The 17,771-nt window shown below is 52.0% G+C and carries 13 protein-coding genes; 3 read left to right on the top strand and 10 right to left on the bottom strand.

Annotation, left to right across the window (positions count from 1 at the left end):
• Window positions 1-11: 11 nt before the first annotated feature.
• The 10 genes from VRC33_RS08000 to serC all read right to left on the bottom strand — a co-directional run bounded on the left by VRC33_RS08000 (window position 12) and on the right by serC (window position 12,108).
• Window positions 12-1,220, bottom strand: a complete 1,209-nt coding sequence (locus tag VRC33_RS08000; RefSeq protein WP_338562607.1) for a winged helix-turn-helix domain-containing protein — start codon at window positions 1,218-1,220, stop codon at window positions 12-14.
• Between the two features lie 145 nt (window positions 1,221-1,365).
• The gene (gene lpxK, locus VRC33_RS07995; RefSeq protein ID WP_338562605.1) at window positions 1,366-2,349 is read right to left on the bottom strand and encodes a tetraacyldisaccharide 4'-kinase; all 984 of its coding nucleotides are present in this window, start codon (window positions 2,347-2,349) and stop codon (window positions 1,366-1,368) included.
• Window positions 2,346-4,094, bottom strand: a complete 1,749-nt coding sequence (gene msbA / locus VRC33_RS07990; protein WP_338562602.1) for a lipid A ABC transporter ATP-binding protein/permease MsbA — start codon at window positions 4,092-4,094, stop codon at window positions 2,346-2,348. The genes lpxK and msbA overlap by 4 nt, the downstream gene beginning before the upstream one ends.
• A 35-nt stretch (window positions 4,095-4,129) precedes the next feature.
• Window positions 4,130-5,533 (bottom strand): DNA internalization-related competence protein ComEC/Rec2, encoded by a 1,404-nt coding sequence (locus tag VRC33_RS07985; protein ID WP_338567579.1) that lies wholly within the window; start codon window positions 5,531-5,533, stop codon window positions 4,130-4,132.
• Entirely contained in the window at window positions 5,425-6,393 is a 969-nt protein-coding gene (locus VRC33_RS07980) for a ComEC/Rec2 family competence protein (protein ID WP_338564764.1), read from the bottom strand. Before VRC33_RS07980 ends, VRC33_RS07985 begins: the two co-directional genes overlap by 109 nt.
• Before the next feature lie 209 nt (window positions 6,394-6,602).
• Window positions 6,603-6,887 carry an integration host factor subunit beta gene (gene ihfB / locus VRC33_RS07975; protein WP_013201528.1) on the bottom strand — a complete coding sequence of 95 codons (285 nt, stop codon included), beginning with the start codon at window positions 6,885-6,887 and terminating at the stop codon, window positions 6,603-6,605.
• 83 nt (window positions 6,888-6,970) lie between these two features.
• Window positions 6,971-8,644, bottom strand: a complete 1,674-nt coding sequence (gene rpsA, locus VRC33_RS07970; RefSeq protein WP_338562595.1) for a 30S ribosomal protein S1 — start codon at window positions 8,642-8,644, stop codon at window positions 6,971-6,973.
• A 128-nt stretch (window positions 8,645-8,772) separates the two neighbouring features.
• Complete coding sequence (gene cmk, locus VRC33_RS07965; RefSeq protein ID WP_338562593.1) at window positions 8,773-9,459, bottom strand: (d)CMP kinase; 687 nt, start codon at window positions 9,457-9,459, stop codon at window positions 8,773-8,775.
• Window positions 9,460-9,651: 192 nt separating this feature from the next.
• Entirely contained in the window at window positions 9,652-10,935 is a 1,284-nt protein-coding gene (gene aroA / locus VRC33_RS07960) for a 3-phosphoshikimate 1-carboxyvinyltransferase (RefSeq protein ID WP_338564156.1), read from the bottom strand.
• An 87-nt stretch (window positions 10,936-11,022) separates the two neighbouring features.
• Window positions 11,023-12,108 carry a 3-phosphoserine/phosphohydroxythreonine transaminase gene (gene serC, locus VRC33_RS07955; protein ID WP_338562591.1) on the bottom strand — a complete coding sequence of 362 codons (1,086 nt, stop codon included), beginning with the start codon at window positions 12,106-12,108 and terminating at the stop codon, window positions 11,023-11,025.
• Window positions 12,109-12,318: 210 nt separating this feature from the next.
• Here serC and ycaO point away from each other — a divergent pair, with 210 nt between their 5' ends.
• From ycaO to pflB, 3 genes are all read left to right on the top strand, one after another.
• On the top strand, window positions 12,319-14,076 hold the full coding sequence (gene ycaO / locus VRC33_RS07950) for a 30S ribosomal protein S12 methylthiotransferase accessory factor YcaO (protein ID WP_338562586.1): 1,758 nt from the start codon (window positions 12,319-12,321) through the stop codon (window positions 14,074-14,076).
• A gap of 369 nt (window positions 14,077-14,445) precedes the next feature.
• Window positions 14,446-15,303 carry a formate transporter FocA gene (focA, locus tag VRC33_RS07945; protein WP_338562583.1) on the top strand — a complete coding sequence of 286 codons (858 nt, stop codon included), beginning with the start codon at window positions 14,446-14,448 and terminating at the stop codon, window positions 15,301-15,303.
• Window positions 15,304-15,383: 80 nt separating this feature from the next.
• Window positions 15,384-17,666 carry a formate C-acetyltransferase gene (gene pflB, locus VRC33_RS07940; protein ID WP_338562581.1) on the top strand — a complete coding sequence of 761 codons (2,283 nt, stop codon included), beginning with the start codon at window positions 15,384-15,386 and terminating at the stop codon, window positions 17,664-17,666.
• Window positions 17,667-17,771: the final 105 nt, after the last annotated feature.

Below are 17,771 nucleotides of genomic sequence, written 5' to 3'. Positions count from 1 at the left end.
CCTGCAAGATGTTAAAGTGTCCACCCTTTTTGCCAGGCAGTCGCCAGCGGTTCCGGCATTTTATCCAGTACGACGGCATCAGCGCCCTGCCAGCGGGCAAACCGGGAAATGGCCAGACGCAGATCGTTAATCATCCCCTGACTGATACGTACCCCCGACTCAAACCAGAGTTGCTTAACCAGAAACACTTTCTCTTTACGCAACATTTTACTGTCAAGCCGCCCTTTCAGTTCACCCCGGTGCAGTATTGGCAGGACGAAATAGCCATATTGCCGCTTCGCTTCCGGGGTGTAGCACTCAAGCCGGTAGTCGAAGTTAAACAGCGCCAGCGCCCGTTTACGATCCCATACCACAGGATCAAAAGGAGAGAGCAGCGCAGTATGAGTCGCCTTTGGCCCGACTTCCAGCAAGGGCAGCAGCGAAGCGTGCAGATAGCATTGCCCCAGGGATTCAACATCTACCGAGACAACCTCCTGGTTCTCCAGCAACTCACCGATGACTTGCCGGATCGGTGCCCGTTTCAGCCGGTAATAATCTGCAAGCCAGGCATCCCGGAATAAGCCGAGACTCTTTGCGCTGTTGCTTAACATCTGCCTGACTGCCGCAGGTTCATCCAGCGCATGCACTGCGTCGTCCCATTCAGGCATCACCCTCTGACGGAGATCGTAGACCCGCTGGAAATTACGACGCTCAGTGACCATCAGTTCGCCGGCTGAGAAAAGATTTTCCAGATGACGCTTGTGCGGCTTCCAGGCCCACCATCCCGGTTTTTGCCCTTGTGGTGCGACGAAGTCTGCTGATTTCACCGGCCCGTTTTGTTCAATGTGTGCCAACAGTTCGCTGATTTCCTCCTGCCAGTTCTCCACCCACTCACTGTTATATTTCCAGCCAAGACGGTGGGGATTCAGCATCCGATGACGCAGCAAAGGATAGTCTTCGACAGGAATAAAACAGGCTTCATGGGCCCAGTATTCAAAGACACTGCCGGAGGAAAGCGCCTTGCCCAGCCAGGCTTCGGGATACTCGCCCAGCCGGCTAAACAGAACCAGATAAGGGCTGCGGGCAACGACATGGATAGTATCTATCTGTAACAGTGACATCTGACGTATGGCACTAAGCAGCTCTTCGTAACGGGCTTTGCGGGTAGGTGGACGCAGCAGTCCCTGGGCGGCGAGGTGAAGCTGCCGGGCCTGAGAAAGTGAAAGCTGAGAAGCGGACATAAAGCACCTTCATTGCCAGGATGCAGTGAGTGTAGACGCTTAGCCCCACTCCGGGGAACATAACCGGCATTTTCAGCCCGGTATCCGTTAGTCGCGCTGCCTTAACCCGACAGCAGGCCAGGTTATAGCTATCAGGGGTCAGGGGTCAGGTAGCGGGTTTTAGCGCCATGATGGTGTCGAGTAAAGAGTCTGCGGCCGCCTGAGGGAAATCCGCATCAACTGGCAGATACCACCAGTTATCACTCGCAAATGAGCGCGCTTTCACCGCATCCTTTTCGGTCATCAGTAATGTCTGACCTGGCTCAAGCAGAGAAGCAAGTTGCTGGTGTTGATAAGCCTGATGATCGGCAAAAGAAACTTCTTTTACTGCGGTTACGCCTTGCTGATGAAGCGTGGCAAAAAAACGGGGAGGATGACCAATCCCCGCCATGGCTACCACGTTTTCCAGCGCGGATGCCGGACGCTTTTCACCACTTTTCAAATTAACGGCCATGCCCGGCGTCAGTTGCATGGGCAATTCACCAGCCTGCGCCTCACCGCCATTCACAATGACAGCGTTCACGCTTTTCAGACGTGAAGCCCGTTCACGCATCGGGCCGGCAGGCAACCACCAGCCGTTACCAAAACGACGCTTACCGTCGATAACCACAATTTCAAAGTCTCTGGCCAGCGCATAATGCTGCAGACCATCATCAGTGATAATCACATCGATGTTGCCCTGCGCGGTCAGCGCCTGAACCGCCTCTTTTCTGACTGGAGACACCGCTACAGCCGCACCGGTCCGCTGGTAAATTAATACCGGCTCATCGCCTGCTTGTTCTGTAGTGCAGTGGTCGTCAAGCACCAGCGGATAACTTTCTGCCTTGCCGCCATAGCCCCTGGAGACAACACCGGGGCGTAAACCCCGTTGCTGAAGTGCCTGAACCAGCCAGATGACCACGGGCGTTTTACCATTGCCCCCGGCAGTGAGATTCCCCACCACCACCACAGGAACAGGCGCGCGCCACGCTTTGCGCCAGCCCCTGATATAACTGAGGCGGATCAGATTACTGATCAGACCATACAGCCAGCTCAGAGGCAGCAGCAGCAGATAAAGCGCGGAGCGACCGCTCCAGAGGCGCTCAATCATTGACCAAACTGCATCTTGTGAAGCTGAGCGTAGACGCCACGTTCCTGTAAGAGATCGGCATGGCTGCCACGCTCCACAATGTATCCATCCTCCACCACTACGATCTCATCGGCTTTTTCAATCGTTGAAAGACGGTGTGCAATAACCAGCGAAGTGCGGTTTTTCTGCAATTCATCCAGAGCAGACTGAATAGCACGTTCAGATTCGGTATCCAGCGCTGAAGTCGCTTCGTCCAGAATCAGAATGGGGGAATCGCGAAGCAGGGCACGAGCGATAGCGATACGCTGACGCTGACCACCTGAAAGCAACACACCATTTTCGCCAATCATCGTATCCAGGCCTTTATCCATTTTATTGATAAAGTCCATGGCATGCGCCATCACAGCGGCCTTTTCGATATCTTCACGGCTGTACTGTTCGTTACGCGCATAAGCGATGTTGTTAGCCACGGTGTCGTTAAACAGGTGCACATTCTGAGAAACCAGCGCGACCTGGTTACGCAGTGAACCCAGCGTATATTCACGCAGATCGTGGCCGTCCATCAAAATTTCGCCCTGCTGGACATCGTAAAAACGCGTCATCAGGCTGGCGATAGTGGATTTACCGGAGCCAGAACGCCCTACCAGCGCCACGGTTTTTCCAGCCGGGATAGCCAGATTGATATTGTGCAGCGCTGGTGCTTCACGCCCCGGATAGGTAAAGGTCACGTTACGGAATTCAATATCGCCCTTAGCGCGTTCGATAACACGAGTGCCTTTATCTTCTTCCTGCTCGCTATCCAGAATAGAGAACAGAGTCTGACAGGCCGCCATTCCACGCTGAAACTGGGCGTTGACGTTAGTCAGAGACTTCAGTGGGCGCATCAGAGCAATCATTGAAGAGAACACCACGGTGATGGTACCGGCGGTCAGCGTTTCCATCATGCCCTGCAGGCTCGCGGCTATCAGCACAAATGCCAGCGCCAGCGAAGCAATAAGCTGAATAATAGGATCGGAAATTGAAGAAGCTGAAACCAGTTTCATCCCCTGCTGACGCATACGGTTACTGACGCGGCCAAAGCGCTCGCTTTCTACCTGCTGGCCGCCAAAGATCAGCACTTCTTTATGCCCTTTCAGCATCTGTTCGGCGCTGGTAGTGACATGCCCCATGGTATTCTGCATGCCTTTACTGATATTTCTGAAGCGCTTTGACACGGTACGTATGGCAAAAGAGACCACGGGAGCCAGAACGATCAGCACCAGTGACAGCTGCCAACTGTAGTAAAACATCATGATGAACAGGCCGATAATGGAAGCCCCTTCACGTACCACGGTCACCAGCGCGCTGGAGGAAGAGGAAGCCACCTGCTCTGAATCGTAGGTAATTCTTGAAAGCAGCGTGCCGGTAGACTGCTGATCAAAGAAGGCAACAGGCATCCCCATCATATGGCTGAACAGCCGACGGCGCATTGACATCACAACGTTGCCAGATACCCATGAAATACAATAACTTGAAATATAGCTGGTCACACCACGCACTAACATCAGACCAATAATGGCCAGCGCCAGCCATCTCAGGATAGAGGGTTGCGCCTTGGAGAAACCGTCATCCAGCAACGGTTTCAACAGTGACAGCATTAATGTATCTCCCGCCGCATTAATTATCAGTGCTACCGCAGCCACAATCAGACCCGGTTTGAACGGTTTGATCATTGGCCAGAGGCGACGGAATGTCTGCCAGGTGGAGAGATCTTTTTCCTGATGCATTATTTAACCAGCTTTAAATGAAATAGCCGCTCATTCTACCTGGAATAACGTGGTACGCCAAACCACTGATGGTACCAACGAGACATTATTTGCGCCCTTAACCCTTTAACCTGCCAATTTTTTTGATAAAACGCGGCGCTCACCTGTCCGTAAACAGCCGTGTCATACCAGCTATAATGGTATTCCTGGTAACGCCTCAGTACCTTTTCAGCGGGGAGTTTCCAGGCGCTGTAACGTGCTGCAGATGCCAGCGCCACCTGCCCCTTAACTGCCCGAAGAAAAGGGGGGACTGAAGAGGTGTTACTGCCATGATGAGGTACCTGAAGGAGATCGGCATGCAGCGCCGTTCCGTATAGCCTGACCATCTCCAGTTCCGCCTGTGATTCAATATCGCCAGTCAGCAGAACGCGCCACTTTCCATCGCTGACACGAACAACGCAGGATTGATTGTTGCCCGACTGGCTCTGTCCGGATGATGGCCACAGGACCTGAAACAGTAATCCCCGCCAGCCCCAACTTTGGCCCATTTCACAGGGCAAATGGTTTTCAGTTCCCAGACCGCTGTGAACCACGGCATCAGGGAAAGCAGCAGAAAGGCTGGCAAAACCGCCAATATGATCAAGGTGGCCATGGCTGAGGATAATCTCTTTCACCTGTATTCCCTGCCAGCTAAGCCAGGGAAGGATCTGGCTCAGCGCCGCATCCCCTGCTGGCCAGCGGTTTCCCGTGTCATATACGACAGCCTCTCCCTGCTTTGAAATCACCACGGCCAGGCCGTGACCAATATCCAGCATATCTATCCGCCAGTCGGGCCGGGGCGTGTTCAGTCGCCAGCACCCCAGTGACAGGCAACAGCCAAGCAGCGTAACGGGCGAAGTACGCCACCAGTGGAACCGACAGGCGATAAGGCTCAGCCAGATCAAAGCGCTAATCAGCAGTGCCTGTTTATTCAGCGGCAGCCAGCCAGAGGGGAGCCAGCCCAGCGGAACGAACACCAGTTCAAGCGTGCGGTCAGCAAGCCACCAGACAGGATAAGAGAGCAGAGGAAATGGCGTCAGTGCCAGAGCACAAAGGATCAGGGGTACCGTCAGTAACGTCACCAGGGGAACCGCCCAGACGTTGGCGAGTAAGGCGCTGAAGCTGATGCCATGGAATATCAGCATTTGTACCGGCATCAGCAGCATAAAAAGACCCAACTGCAAATGCAGCAAATGCAACAGAAGCCAGCTTTTCTTTGCTGCAAACCGGGCAGGTAGCGGAAACCACTGAAACCAGAACAGCAGCCCTGCCACGGCCATTGCCGACAGCCAGAGACTGTCTGAAAGAATGCTCAGGGGATCGAAAAAGAGAATGATCCCGATGCAAATTCCCCAAACCTGCCAGTTATCGCAGCGAACCCCTGCCAGCCTGATGGTGCTCCAGGTGGATAAGGCCAGCATTGCCCTGATGGAGGGCGGATTCCCCCGGAAAGCCAGGTATAGGCCAGGGCGACCATCAGGCTGAGGAATAATGGGAAACGATAGCCAATCCAGTGAGCACGGAAAGTCAGTTGCAGTGCTCTGGCTATCAACCAGCCTACGCTGGCCGCCAGGCTGATATGCATACCGGAGATAGCCATGAGGTGCGCCGTTCCCGTCTCTCTCAACAGCCGGGTCATTTGCTGGCTGACCTCTCCCCGCTCTCCAAACGCCAGTGCGGAGATGATCGACTGCCACGGCAGGTCACCATACGCTGCCTCACTCCGCTGGATGATCCGATCGCGCCAGCCGCATCCAGCTTCCACTGGCTCCAGGGATAATACTCTTCCCGTTAGCGGCGTGCTGTTTGCCAGGGCAAAGCGTTGTGCATCAAATCCACCCTCATTCAGACGGGCATGGACGGGCCTGAGTTTGAGTTTCGCCGACCATTTTTGCGCCCGACAAAAGTGGCTTTTGTTCTGCTTTACGTTAATCAGCGCCTGGACGGGCGGAAAAATCTCTTTACCATTGACCTTCAGCAGCTTTATTTTGAGCCTTTCTGACTGGTTCAACACGCTCTCAATTTTTATCAATGCATCGGGTGTGCCCTGAGATAAAAGATCAACCTGATCAAGCAGGGTTCTCCCTGCCATTACCGCCCACAAAAAGAGCAGCATCAAAATAGCCAGATCTTTCGCCCAGCAACGGCACAGCCTCAGTAAACCCAGCGCACAAAGGACAATCCAGCCGTCATAGCGGGCTTCAGGAAGCTGGGGAAGGAAAACAAGGGGCAGCATAGCGACGATCGTCCACATCGCAAGCCGGCTGAGACTGTAAGGCATGACGGTTCTCCGTTATTCCGTCATCAGACACTACCTCCGTACTACAGGGCATGCAGCCCGGAATTATTGTTTTCCAGGTCCCGCTCGGTATATTTCAGAAGTCGTGACAATTTCACTCATTTTATTGCAGTCCGGCTCTCAGCGCTGGTGAAAAACAGGCAAAAAAAAACGACACCGAAGTGTCGTTTTTATTGGGTAATGCTAAGGCATCAGCCGTAAATATTTGCCCGGTCACGCAGCTCTTTACCTGGCTTGAAGTGTGGAACGTATTTACCTTCCAACTCCACTTTGTCACCCGTTTTCGGGTTACGGCCAGTGCGGGGTGCGCGATAGTGCAAAGAAAAACTGCCGAAGCCCCGGATTTCAATGCGTTCGCCCTGCGCCAAAGTGGTCGCCATGTGCTCAAGCATCTCTTTGACCGCATCCTCAACGACTTTCGCCGGAATATGAGAGTGCTGGCCAGCAAGTCTTTCAATAAGTTCTGACTTGGTCATAAATCCTCCGGTAAATTCCTGTTGGAAAAGCTCTGACAGTTACGGCATTCAGGGCAGCTTACACTGCCCTGCTGCAAAAGCAATTACTCGCCTTTAGCTGCTTTGAATGCTTCAGCCATAGCGTTAGAGAAGTTACCTTCTTCCTGTTTAGCGTTCACAGTATTGATGGCTTCTTTCTCGTCAGCCTGGTCTTTAGCACGAACAGACAAGCTCACTACGCGGTTTTTACGGTCAACACCGGTGAATTTAGCTTCAACATCGTCGCCAACATTCAGAACCAGAGTTGCGTCTTCTACGCGGTCAACAGAGGCTTCAGAAGCACGCAGGTAACCTTCAACGCCGTCAGCCAGTTCAACTGTTGCGCCTTTAGCGTCAACTGCAGTCACTTTACCGTTAACAATAGCACCTTTCTTGTTCAGAGAGATGTAGTTGTTGAACGGATCTTCTGCCAGCTGCTTAACGCCCAGGGAGATGCGCTCGCGCTCTGCGTCAACCTGCAGAACCACAGCTGCGATTTCGTCGCCTTTCTTGTATTCACGAACTGCTTCTTCTCCGGTAGCGTTCCAGGAGATGTCAGACAGGTGAACCAGGCCGTCGATGCCGCCGTCCAGGCCGATGAAGATACCGAAGTCAGTGATAGACTTGATTTTACCTTCAACACGGTCGCCCTTGTTGTGGGTTTCTGCAAACTGCTGCCATGGGTTGTTTTTGCACTGCTTCAGACCCAGGGAGATACGACGACGTTCTTCGTCGATATCCAGAACCATAACTTCAACAACATCGCCAACGTTAACAACTTTAGACGGATGAATGTTTTTGTTGGTCCAGTCCATTTCTGAAACGTGCACCAGGCCTTCAACGCCTTCTTCGATTTCAACGAAGCAGCCGTAGTCGGTCAGGTTAGTTACACGGCCAGTCAGACGGGTGCCTTCTGGGTAACGCTTAGCGATAGCGACCCAAGGATCCTCGCCCAGCTGTTTCAGACCCAGGGACACACGGGTACGCTCGCGGTCGAATTTCAGCACTTTAACAGTGATTTCGTCGCCAACGTTGACAATTTCGCTTGGATGCTTAACGCGTTTCCATGCCATGTCAGTGATGTGCAGCAGGCCATCAACGCCGCCCAGATCAACGAATGCACCGTAGTCAGTCAGGTTCTTAACGATACCCTTAACTTCCATGCCTTCCTGCAGGTTTTCCAGCAGCTGATCGCGCTCTGCGCTGTTTTCGGATTCGATAACTGCACGACGTGAAACAACCACGTTGTTACGTTTCTGATCCAGCTTGATTACTTTGAATTCAAGCTCTTTGCCTTCCAGGTGCAGCGTGTCGCGCACTGGACGCACGTCTACCAGTGAACCTGGCAGGAACGCACGAATGCCGTTCAGCTCAACAGTGAAGCCGCCCTTGACTTTGCCGTTGATAACACCGGTAACAGTTTCAGCTTCTTCGTAAGCTTTTTCCAGCGTGATCCACGCTTCGTGGCGCTTAGCTTTCTCACGAGACAGCAGAGTTTCACCGAAGCCGTCTTCAACAGCATCCAGCGCTACGTCAACTTCGTCGCCTACCTGGATTTCCAGTTCGCCGGCTGCGTTCTTGAACTGCTCTGCAGGAATTGCAGATTCAGATTTCAGACCCGCATCAACCAGAACGATGTCTTTGTCGATAGAGACAACAACACCACGAACGATAGAACCCGGACGGGTTTCGATTGTTTTCAGGGACTCTTCAAAGAGTTGAGCAAAAGATTCAGTCATATTGATAATCTTATGGATTCTTCAATTTAACGTCCACCTGACATCCTGACGGGTGGGGTTGTTTCACATGCCCCATGACGTCCATATCACAGGGTTATTTAAAATTTACGGGCCTGGAGGCCCGTGATTCACTGCGGCAAAGACAACTTTTCACGCGCATAATCGAGGGCGATTTTAATCACTTCCTCAATCGACATGCTGGTTGAATCCAGCACCAGCGCGTCATCTGCCGGTATCAGTGGTGCAATGGCGCGGTTACGATCGCGGTCATCACGCTCTTTTATCTCAGATAAAAGGCGCTCAAAGTTAACACTAAAGCCCTTTTCCTGCAACTGTAGCATACGTCTGTTCGCACGCTCATCCGGGCTGGCATCCAGAAAAATTTTCACTGGTGCATCAGGAAACACCACTGTGCCCATATCGCGACCATCGGCGATCAGACCAGGCATATCCCTGAAAGCCCGCTGACGGCGGAGCAACGCTTCCCGTACGCGGGGGAAAGCGGCCACTTTAGAAGCTGTGTTACTGACATCCTGCGTACGAATTTCGCCAGAAACGTCTTCCCCTTCGAGGATCACTTCCATTTCGCCATTCGTAGCCACGAAACGCACATCCAGATGCGCCGCAATGGGTACCAGCGCCTCTTCAGAGGTGATATCCACCTGATGATGTAACGCGGCTAACGCCAGCACGCGGTAAATTGCACCAGAATCCAGCAGGTGCCAGCGCAATGCTTCAGCCATCGCTTTACACAAGGTCCCTTTACCAGCACCGCTTGGGCCATCAATGGTGATCACCGGGGCTAAAGCCGTCATATCGTTCTCCTGTCGGTGGGATGCCTGTAAAACTCAGACAAATATCGACGCGCATTATACGCTATACAGACAGGATCGTTACCCCTTAAGCATAGTCGGGATCAAATTTATCGCGGGGATTAGCGGGAATAACCTTGCAGGACGTGAGTTGGCTCGCATCTCGCTGCACCGGAGTGCAGCGGAATGACAGATTTAAGCCAGCTTGCTGATACGGGCTAACTGCTCAAAATAATCAGGGAAGGTTTTGGCGGTGCATCCAGGATCAAGAATGGTCACTGGCGTGGAGGAGAGCGCAACCAGCGAGAAACACATGGCCATGCGGTGATCGTTATAGGTGCCAATTTCAGCATACTTTATCGTTTCTGATGGCGTGATGCGGATGTAGTCATGCCCCTCTTCCACTTCAGCGCCCACTTTACGTAATTCCGTGGCCATCGCAGCCAGACGATCCGTTTCCTTAACGCGCCAGTTATAGATGTTACGCATAACCGTGGTGCCTTCAGCAAACAGCGCGGCGGTGGCAATAGTCATTGCTGCGTCCGGAATATGGTTCATGTCCAGATCGATAGCCTTCAGTTCGCCGCGGGTGCAGGCAATATAGTCATCGCCCCATTCAATGACCGCGCCCATCTGCTGCAGCACATCGGCAAAGCGAATGTCACCCTGCATGCTGTTTCGACCGATACCGGTGACTTTTACCGTACCGCCCTTGATCGCAGCAGCAGCCAGGAAGTAAGAGGCTGAAGAAGCATCGCCCTCGACCAGATAGTCGCCAGGCGAAATGTACTGCTGATTGCCTGCGATCTGGAAGGTGCTGTAATTTTCGTTGATGACTTCCACCCCGAAAGTACGCATCAGGTTCAGCGTGATGTCGATGTAAGGTTTGGAAACCAGATCGCCTTTGATCACAATTTTTGTGTCGTTCGGTGCCAGTGGCGCTGTCATTAGCAACGCGGTCAGGAACTGGCTTGATACGCTGCCATCTACGGAAACTTCACCGCCGTTGAAACCGCCTTTCAGGCGCAGTGGCGGATAATCCGTCTGCTCCAGGTAATCGATCTCAGCCCCGCCCTGACGTAACGCATCAACCAGATGCCCAATCGGGCGCTCTTTCATTCGCGGCTCGCCGGTTAACACAATATCGTTGTGCCCCAGACAGAGTGCTGCAGCCAGTGGGCGCATCGCGGTACCGGCATTGCCTAAAAACAGCTCAACGGAACCTTCGGCACGCAGTGGGCCACCCTGACCCGTCACTTCACAGACGGTTCGATCTTCAGACAAGGTGAAAGCGACGTTCAGGGCTTTTAATGCTGTCAGCATGTGACGCACATCGTCACTGTCCAGCAGATTAGTCAGGCGGGTAGTGCCTTTAGCCAGTGCGGCCAGCAGCAAAGCGCGGTTCGATACGCTCTTTGAACCGGGTAAGTTAACTGTGCCATCTACCAGTGCAACAGGTTGTAGGGTCAGGGATTCCAGCATGTGAAACGTACTCTCCAGATAAAATGCAATGAAACCCCGCAACATCGCGAGGTTTCAATTTATTCAACTTATTAACCGGCTGACTTAACCGTGACGACGCTCAAAATCAGTCATAAAGTCGGTCAGTGCCTTCACGCCTTCCAGCGGCATGGCGTTGTAAATTGAGGCGCGCATACCGCCCACGACTCTGTGACCTTTCAGGGCATGCAGTCCGGCGGCAAAGGACTCTTCGAGGAACGCTTTATCCAGTGAAGCATCAGCCAGCTGGAAAGGCACATTCATCCGGGAACGGTTAGCCGTGGCCACTTCGTTGCGGTAAAATTCGCTTTTGTCGATGGTGCCGTAAAGCAGATCGGCTTTCGCCTGATTGCGCTTATCGAGTTCTGCCACACCGCCCTGCTCCTTCAGCCACTTGAATACCAGGCCAGAAAGATACCAGGCAAAAGTAGGTGGGGTGTTGAACATCGATTCGTTCTCACTGAGAACCTGATAATCCAGGATTGAAGGCAGCTCTTTCTTCGCCTTACCCAGCAGGTCTTCACGCACTACCACCAGCGTCAAACCAGCAGGACCGATATTTTTTTGCGCGCCCGCATAGATCACACCATAACGGTTGATGTCTATTGGCGAAGAAAGAATGGTGGAAGAGAGATCGGCCACCACCACTTTGTCGCCAAAGTCAGGCTCTTCGTGAATAGCCAGACCGTCAATGGTTTCGTTTGGGCAGTAATGAACATAGGCGGCATCATCTGATAATGCCCAGTCGCTCATCGGAGTAATAGCCCGCAGCCCATCCACCGTGGTTTTCACATCGATCACGTTTGGGGTGCAATATTTCAGTGCTTCATTAATAGCACTGTGCGCCCAGTAACCACCATCCACATAATCTGCAGTGGTTTTACTGCCTAACAGGTTCATGGGGATCGCCGCGAACTGCGCGCGGGCACCGCCATGAGAGAACAGGACTTTATAATTAGAAGGAATTTTCAGCAGGTCGCGAAAATCTTGCTCGGCCTCTACAGCTACCTGAATAAATTCTTTACTGCGATGGCTGATTTCCATCACAGAAGTGCCTAATCCCTGCCAGTTACGCAGTTCCTGTTCCGCACGACGCAGAACTTCTGCCGGCAGCATCGCCGGGCCGGAGCTAAAATTGAAAACCTGACTCATTTTCCCTCACCACTTTTAGTCCAATCGATTTCGATTCAGCTATCGGTTTTATCATTGCCCTTCTCCGGCTGCAATGTTTTATCCGGTAAGCCGACCAGTTCCGGAAAGATGCCAGTCAGCAGCGGCAGGAATTTCCCCCTCGCGTAGCGAATCGGGCAGAAACCCCGTATCATTGCGCCTTTTCCGCACAACCCAAAACAAGTGGGCACTATGACGCAAACTTATATTCCAGGCAAAGACGCCGCGCTGGAAGATTCCATCGCACGCTTTCAGCAAAAATTACAGGATCTGGGCTTCAATATAGAAGAGGCTTCCTGGCTGAACCCGGTTCCCCATGTCTGGTCAGTGCATATTCGCGACCGTGACTGCCCGCTCTGTTTTACCAACGGTAAAGGCGCCAGCAAAAAAGCGGCGCTGGCTTCCGCTTTGGGCGAATACTTTGAACGCCTGTCTACCAACTACTTTTTTGCCGATTTCTGGCTGGGCAACAACATTGCCAATGGCGATTTCGTTCATTATCCCAATGAAAAATGGTTCCCGCTGCCGGAAGATGACAGCCTGCCAGCCGGCATCCTTGATGAGCGCCTGAAAGCTTTTTACGATCCTGAGCAGGAAGTCAGCGCCAGCGAGTTGATCGACCTTCAGTCTGGCAACAGCGATCGCGGCATCTGCGCCCTGCCCTTTACCCGTCAGTCCGATCAGCAGACTGTTTACATTCCGATGAACATCATCGGTAACCTGTATGTCTCTAACGGTATGTCTGCGGGTAACACGCCTAACGAAGCGCGTGTTCAGGGCCTGTCAGAAGTGTTCGAGCGTTATATCAAAAACCGCATTATTGCGGAATCGATCAGCCTGCCTGCTATCCCGCAAACGGTGCTGGATCGCTATCCGGGCGTGGTGGAATCCATCGCCAGACTTGAAGCGGAAGGCTTCCCCATCTTCTCTTATGACGCCTCTCTCGGCGGCAAATATCCGGTTATCTGCGTGGTGCTTTTCAACCCGGAAAACGGAACCTGTTTCGCCTCATTCGGCGCGCACCCAGATTTTGGCGTGGCGCTGGAACGTACCGTCACCGAGCTGCTGCAAGGCCGTGGCCTTAAAGACCTTGATGTCTTTACGCCGCCAACCTTTGATGATGAAGAAGTGGCAGAGCATGCCAACCTTGAAACCCACTTCATTGATTCAAGCGGTCTGATCTCCTGGGATATGTTTAAAGATGACGCTGACTATCCGTTTGTTGACTGGCGTTTCGATGGCACAACGGAAGAAGAGTTCGCTACGCTGATGGCGATCTTTAAAGCGGAAGATCAGGAAGTATATATCGCGGATTATCAGCATCTTGACGTGTATGCCTGCCGTATCATCGTGCCGGGCATGTCAGATATCTACCCTGCTGAAGACCTGCTACTGGCGAATAACAGCATGGGGGCTTATCTGCGCGACACCCTGCTCTCGTTACCAGAAACTCAGTGGGAGAAAGCGGACTATCTGGCTCTGATTGAGCGTCTGGATGAAGACGGCCATGATGACTTCACCCGCGTGCGTGAACTCCTCGGCCTGGCTACCGGCAAGGATAACGGCTGGTACACTCTGCGCATTGGTGAACTGAAAGCAATGCTGGCGCTGGCCGGCGGTGATTTGGATCAGGCGTTGATTTGGACGGAATGGACGATGGAATTCAACAGTTCTGTCTTCACACCTGCCCGCGCTAATTACTATCGCTGTCTGCAAACTCTGCTGCTGTTAAGCCAGGAAGAAGATCGCGACCCGGTTCAGTATCACAATGCGTTCGTACGGATGTATGGGCTGGAAGCAGTGGAAGCCGCTTCAGCAGCCATTAGCGGAGAAGCCCCGTTCAACGGTCTGCAATCGGTGGATGAAGAGTTGCTGGCCTTCCCGGCTCATCAGTCTCTGCTTGCCGCCTATGAGAAACTTCAGCAGGCCAAGCGCCTGAACTGGAAATAACGTTAAAGCGGCCGGTAGCCTTTGCCGGTCGCTGTTTCTCTCCGTCAGTTTTGCTCCTCCCCTCCTCCTTTTTACTGTGCAAAAGTTAATGGAAAGTGAATTGTATTTTGGTTCCAGAAAACCCATTAACCTCCCAGCAACAAAACCAGCTAAAACAGGCCTCAACCAGGCGCAAAACGTGCTCATTTCAACTTTTTTTTAGAGTTTTAAAAAAAATTTAAATCAATAATTTCAATAAGATAAATCATTAACCTTGTAAAAATAAGGGTTTAATTGCCGCTTACTCCGGTGCAATATGATCCACATCAATTTCTCTCCTATACTCCTTTGTTAGTATCACGGCGTTGACTAATTTTGGGAGTAGTCAGAGTGAAAACTGCCAACCCGTTTGACTTAATATTGCCCTCTGAAATGGCCAAAGTGGCTGAAGAGGCGGGCGTCTATAAAGCCACTAAAAAACCTTTCGACACCTTTTTCCTGGCCATCACTGCGGGTGTCTTTATCTCTATCGCCTTCGTCTTTTACATCACTGCAACTACTGGCGCAGGTACTGCCCCCTGGGGCATGAGCAAGCTTGTTGGCGGCCTCTGTTTCTCTCTTGGCCTGATGCTGGTTGTAGTCTGCGGAGCCGATCTTTTTACCTCGACGGTCCTCACTATGGTAGCCAAAGCCAGCGGACGCATCACATGGGGACAACTGGCGCGAAACTGGATAAATGTTTATACAGGCAATTTTTTCGGCGCAATGTTCTTTGTCGCCCTGATCTGGTTTGCAGGTCAGGCTATGGCAGCCAATGGTGCATGGGGGTTAAATGTTCTGCAAACTGCTGACCATAAAATGCACCATACTTTTCTGGAAGCTGTCTGTCTGGGCACCTTGGCCAATCTGATGGTGTGTATGGCGGTGTGGATGAGCTATTCCGGCCGCAGCCTGACCGATAAAATGTTGGCAATGGTGCTTCCCGTAGCGATGTTTGTCGCCAGCGGGTTTGAACACAGCATCGCGAACATGTTTCTGATCCCCCTCGCCATCGTGATCAAAGATTTCTCCGGGCCAGAGTTCTGGCAGGCCACGGGCGCTACAGCCTCCCAGTTTTCCCATCTGACGGTCAGCAACTTTATTACAGATAACCTGATCCCCGTGACGATCGGCAACATTATCGGCGGTGGATTCCTGGTCGGACTGACATATTGGGTTATCTATCTTCGCGACAGAAATTATCATTAGCTGCACAACACTGATTAAGCACCTGCGGCTTTCAGGCGGCAGGAACAACAGAACTCCATGTAATTTAAGGCAGGTATCAAATGAGCGAGCACAACGAAAAACAGGCTGCGGCCTGGGAAAGCTTTGCACAGGGTGAATGGCAGAACAGCATTAACGTGCGTGACTTCATTCAAAAAAACTACACTCCGTATGAAGGTGATGAAGCCTTTCTGAGCGGTGCCACTGAAGCCACTACATCCCTGTGGGATAAAGTGATGGAAGGCATCAAGCTGGAAAACCGCACCCATGCCCCGGTAGATTTTGATACTGACCTGGCATCCACCATCACTTCACACGATGCGGGCTATATCAATAAATCCCTGGAAACTATCGTTGGTTTACAGACTGAAGCTCCCCTGAAACGCGCGCTGATTCCTTTTGGCGGCATCAAGATGGTGGAAGGTTCCTGCAAGGTATATGGCCGCGAGCTGGATCCTGGCGTTAAAAAAATCTTTAGTGAGTACCGCAAAACCCATAATCAGGGTGTGTTTGACGTTTATACCCCGGATATTCTGCGCTGCCGTAAATCAGGTGTGCTGACTGGCCTGCCAGATGCTTATGGACGTGGGCGTATCATTGGTGACTATCGTCGCGTAGCGCTTTACGGCATCGACATGCTGATGAAAGACAAGTTTGCACAATTCACCTCTCTGCAGGCAGATATGGAAAACGGCGTGAATCTCGAAGCCACTATCCGCCTGCGTGAAGAAATTGCTGACCAGCACCATGCCCTGCAGCAGATTAAAGAGATGGCCGCTAAATATGGTTGCGACATCTCCGGCCCGGCGCAGAATGCTCAGGAAGCCGTGCAGTGGACCTACTTCGGTTATCTGGCTGCGGTTAAATCCCAGAATGGCGCAGCAATGTCATTTGGCCGCGTCTCCACATTCCTGGATATCTACATCGAACGCGACCTGAAAGCAGGCAAAATCACCGAAGAACAGGCTCAGGAGCTGATTGACCACCTGGTGATGAAACTGCGTATGGTTCGCTTCCTGCGTACCCCTGAATATGATGAGCTGTTCTCAGGCGATCCAATCTGGGCAACGGAATCGCTGGCTGGTATGGGCGTTGATGGCCGTACACTGGTGACCAAAAACAGCTTCCGTTTCCTGAACACCCTTTACACCATGGGGCCTTCTCCGGAACCAAACATGACCATCCTGTGGTCTGAAAAGCTGCCGCTTAACTTCAAAAAATATGCGGCTAAAGTCTCCATTGATACCTCATCCGTTCAGTATGAGAACGATGATTTAATGCGTCCTGACTTCAACAACGATGATTACGCCATCGCCTGCTGCGTCAGCCCGATGATTGTCGGTAAGCAAATGCAGTTCTTCGGTGCCCGCGCTAACCTGGCAAAAACCATGCTGTATGCGATTAATGGCGGCGTGGATGAGAAGTTGAAAATGCAGGTTGGCCCGAAAGAAGCGCCAATGATGGATGAGGTGCTGGAATATAATAAAGTGATGGAGCGTATGGATCACTTTATGGACTGGCTGGCAAAACAGTATGTTACTGCGCTGAACGTTATCCATTACATGCACGACAAATACAGCTACGAAGCTTCACTGATGGCTCTGCACGACCGTGATGTTTATCGCACCATGGCTTGTGGTATCGCTGGTCTCTCTGTGGCTGCGGATTCTCTGTCAGCTATTAAATACGCTAAAGTCTCCACCATTCGTGATGAAGATGGCCTGGCCGTTGATTTTAAAATTGAAGGTGAATACCCGCAGTTTGGCAACAATGATGCTCGTGTGGATGATATCGCCTGCGATCTGGTTGAACGTTTCATGAAGAAAATTCAGAAACTGCAGACCTACCGTAATGCGGTACCTACTCAGTCAGTGCTGACCATTACATCAAACGTGGTTTACGGTAAGAAAACCGGTAACACCCCGGATGGACGTCGTGCTGGCGCACCATTCGGACCCGGTGCCAACCCAATGCACGGTCGCGATCAGAAAGGCGCAGTGGCTTCACTGACTTCAGTAGCCAAACTGCCGTTTGCTTACGCTAAAGACGGCATCTCTTATACTTTCTCCATTGTGCCAAACGCGCTGGGTAAAGATGATGACGTGCGCAAAGCTAACCTGGCCGGGCTAATGGATGGTTACTTCCATCATGAAGCCAGCATTGAAGGCGGTCAGCATTTGAATGTGAACGTGATGAACCGTGAGATGCTGCTGGAAGCAATGGAAGATCCGGAAAAATATCCTCAGCTGACTATTCGTGTCTCTGGTTATGCCGTTCGCTTTAACTCTCTGACCAAAGAGCAGCAACAGGATGTGATTACCCGTACCTTCACCAAAAGCATGTAAGTTTTGCCTCTGAGGCTCCACTTCGGTGGAGCCTTATCCAGTCTTGTTTGCCAGCCACCTTTACCCTGTTAAGAGGGCTGGCAAAACAGACTTAACGCAGCTTAA

It is taken from the genome of Erwinia sp. E_sp_B01_1, assembly GCF_036865545.1.
GTDB lineage: Bacteria > Pseudomonadota > Gammaproteobacteria > Enterobacterales > Enterobacteriaceae > Erwinia.
Note: the sequence above shows the minus strand (reverse complement) of the source record. Positions and strands in the feature narration are given on the sequence as shown.

Excerpts from the sequence above, each read along its gene's own strand:
- VRC33_RS08000 (WP_338562607.1), bottom strand. The coding sequence starts at position 1,220 with ATGTCCGCTTCTCAGCTTTCACTTTCTCAGGCCCGGCAGCTTCACCTC.
- lpxK (WP_338562605.1), bottom strand. The coding sequence starts at position 2,349 with ATGATTGAGCGCCTCTGGAGCGGTCGCTCCGCGCTTTATCTGCTGCTG.
- msbA (WP_338562602.1), bottom strand. The coding sequence starts at position 4,094 with ATGCATCAGGAAAAAGATCTCTCCACCTGGCAGACATTCCGTCGCCTC.
- VRC33_RS07985 (WP_338567579.1), bottom strand. The coding sequence starts at position 5,533 with ATGCTGGCCTTATCCACCTGGAGCACCATCAGGCTGGCAGGGGTTCGC.
- VRC33_RS07980 (WP_338564764.1), bottom strand. The coding sequence starts at position 6,393 with ATGCCTTACAGTCTCAGCCGGCTTGCGATGTGGACGATCGTCGCTATG.
- ihfB (WP_013201528.1), bottom strand. The coding sequence starts at position 6,887 with ATGACCAAGTCAGAACTTATTGAAAGACTTGCTGGCCAGCACTCTCAT.
- rpsA (WP_338562595.1), bottom strand. The coding sequence starts at position 8,644 with ATGACTGAATCTTTTGCTCAACTCTTTGAAGAGTCCCTGAAAACAATC.
- cmk (WP_338562593.1), bottom strand. The coding sequence starts at position 9,459 with ATGACGGCTTTAGCCCCGGTGATCACCATTGATGGCCCAAGCGGTGCT.
- serC (WP_338562591.1), bottom strand. The coding sequence starts at position 12,108 with ATGAGTCAGGTTTTCAATTTTAGCTCCGGCCCGGCGATGCTGCCGGCA.
- ycaO (WP_338562586.1), top strand. The coding sequence starts at position 12,319 with ATGACGCAAACTTATATTCCAGGCAAAGACGCCGCGCTGGAAGATTCC.
- pflB (WP_338562581.1), top strand. The coding sequence starts at position 15,384 with ATGAGCGAGCACAACGAAAAACAGGCTGCGGCCTGGGAAAGCTTTGCA.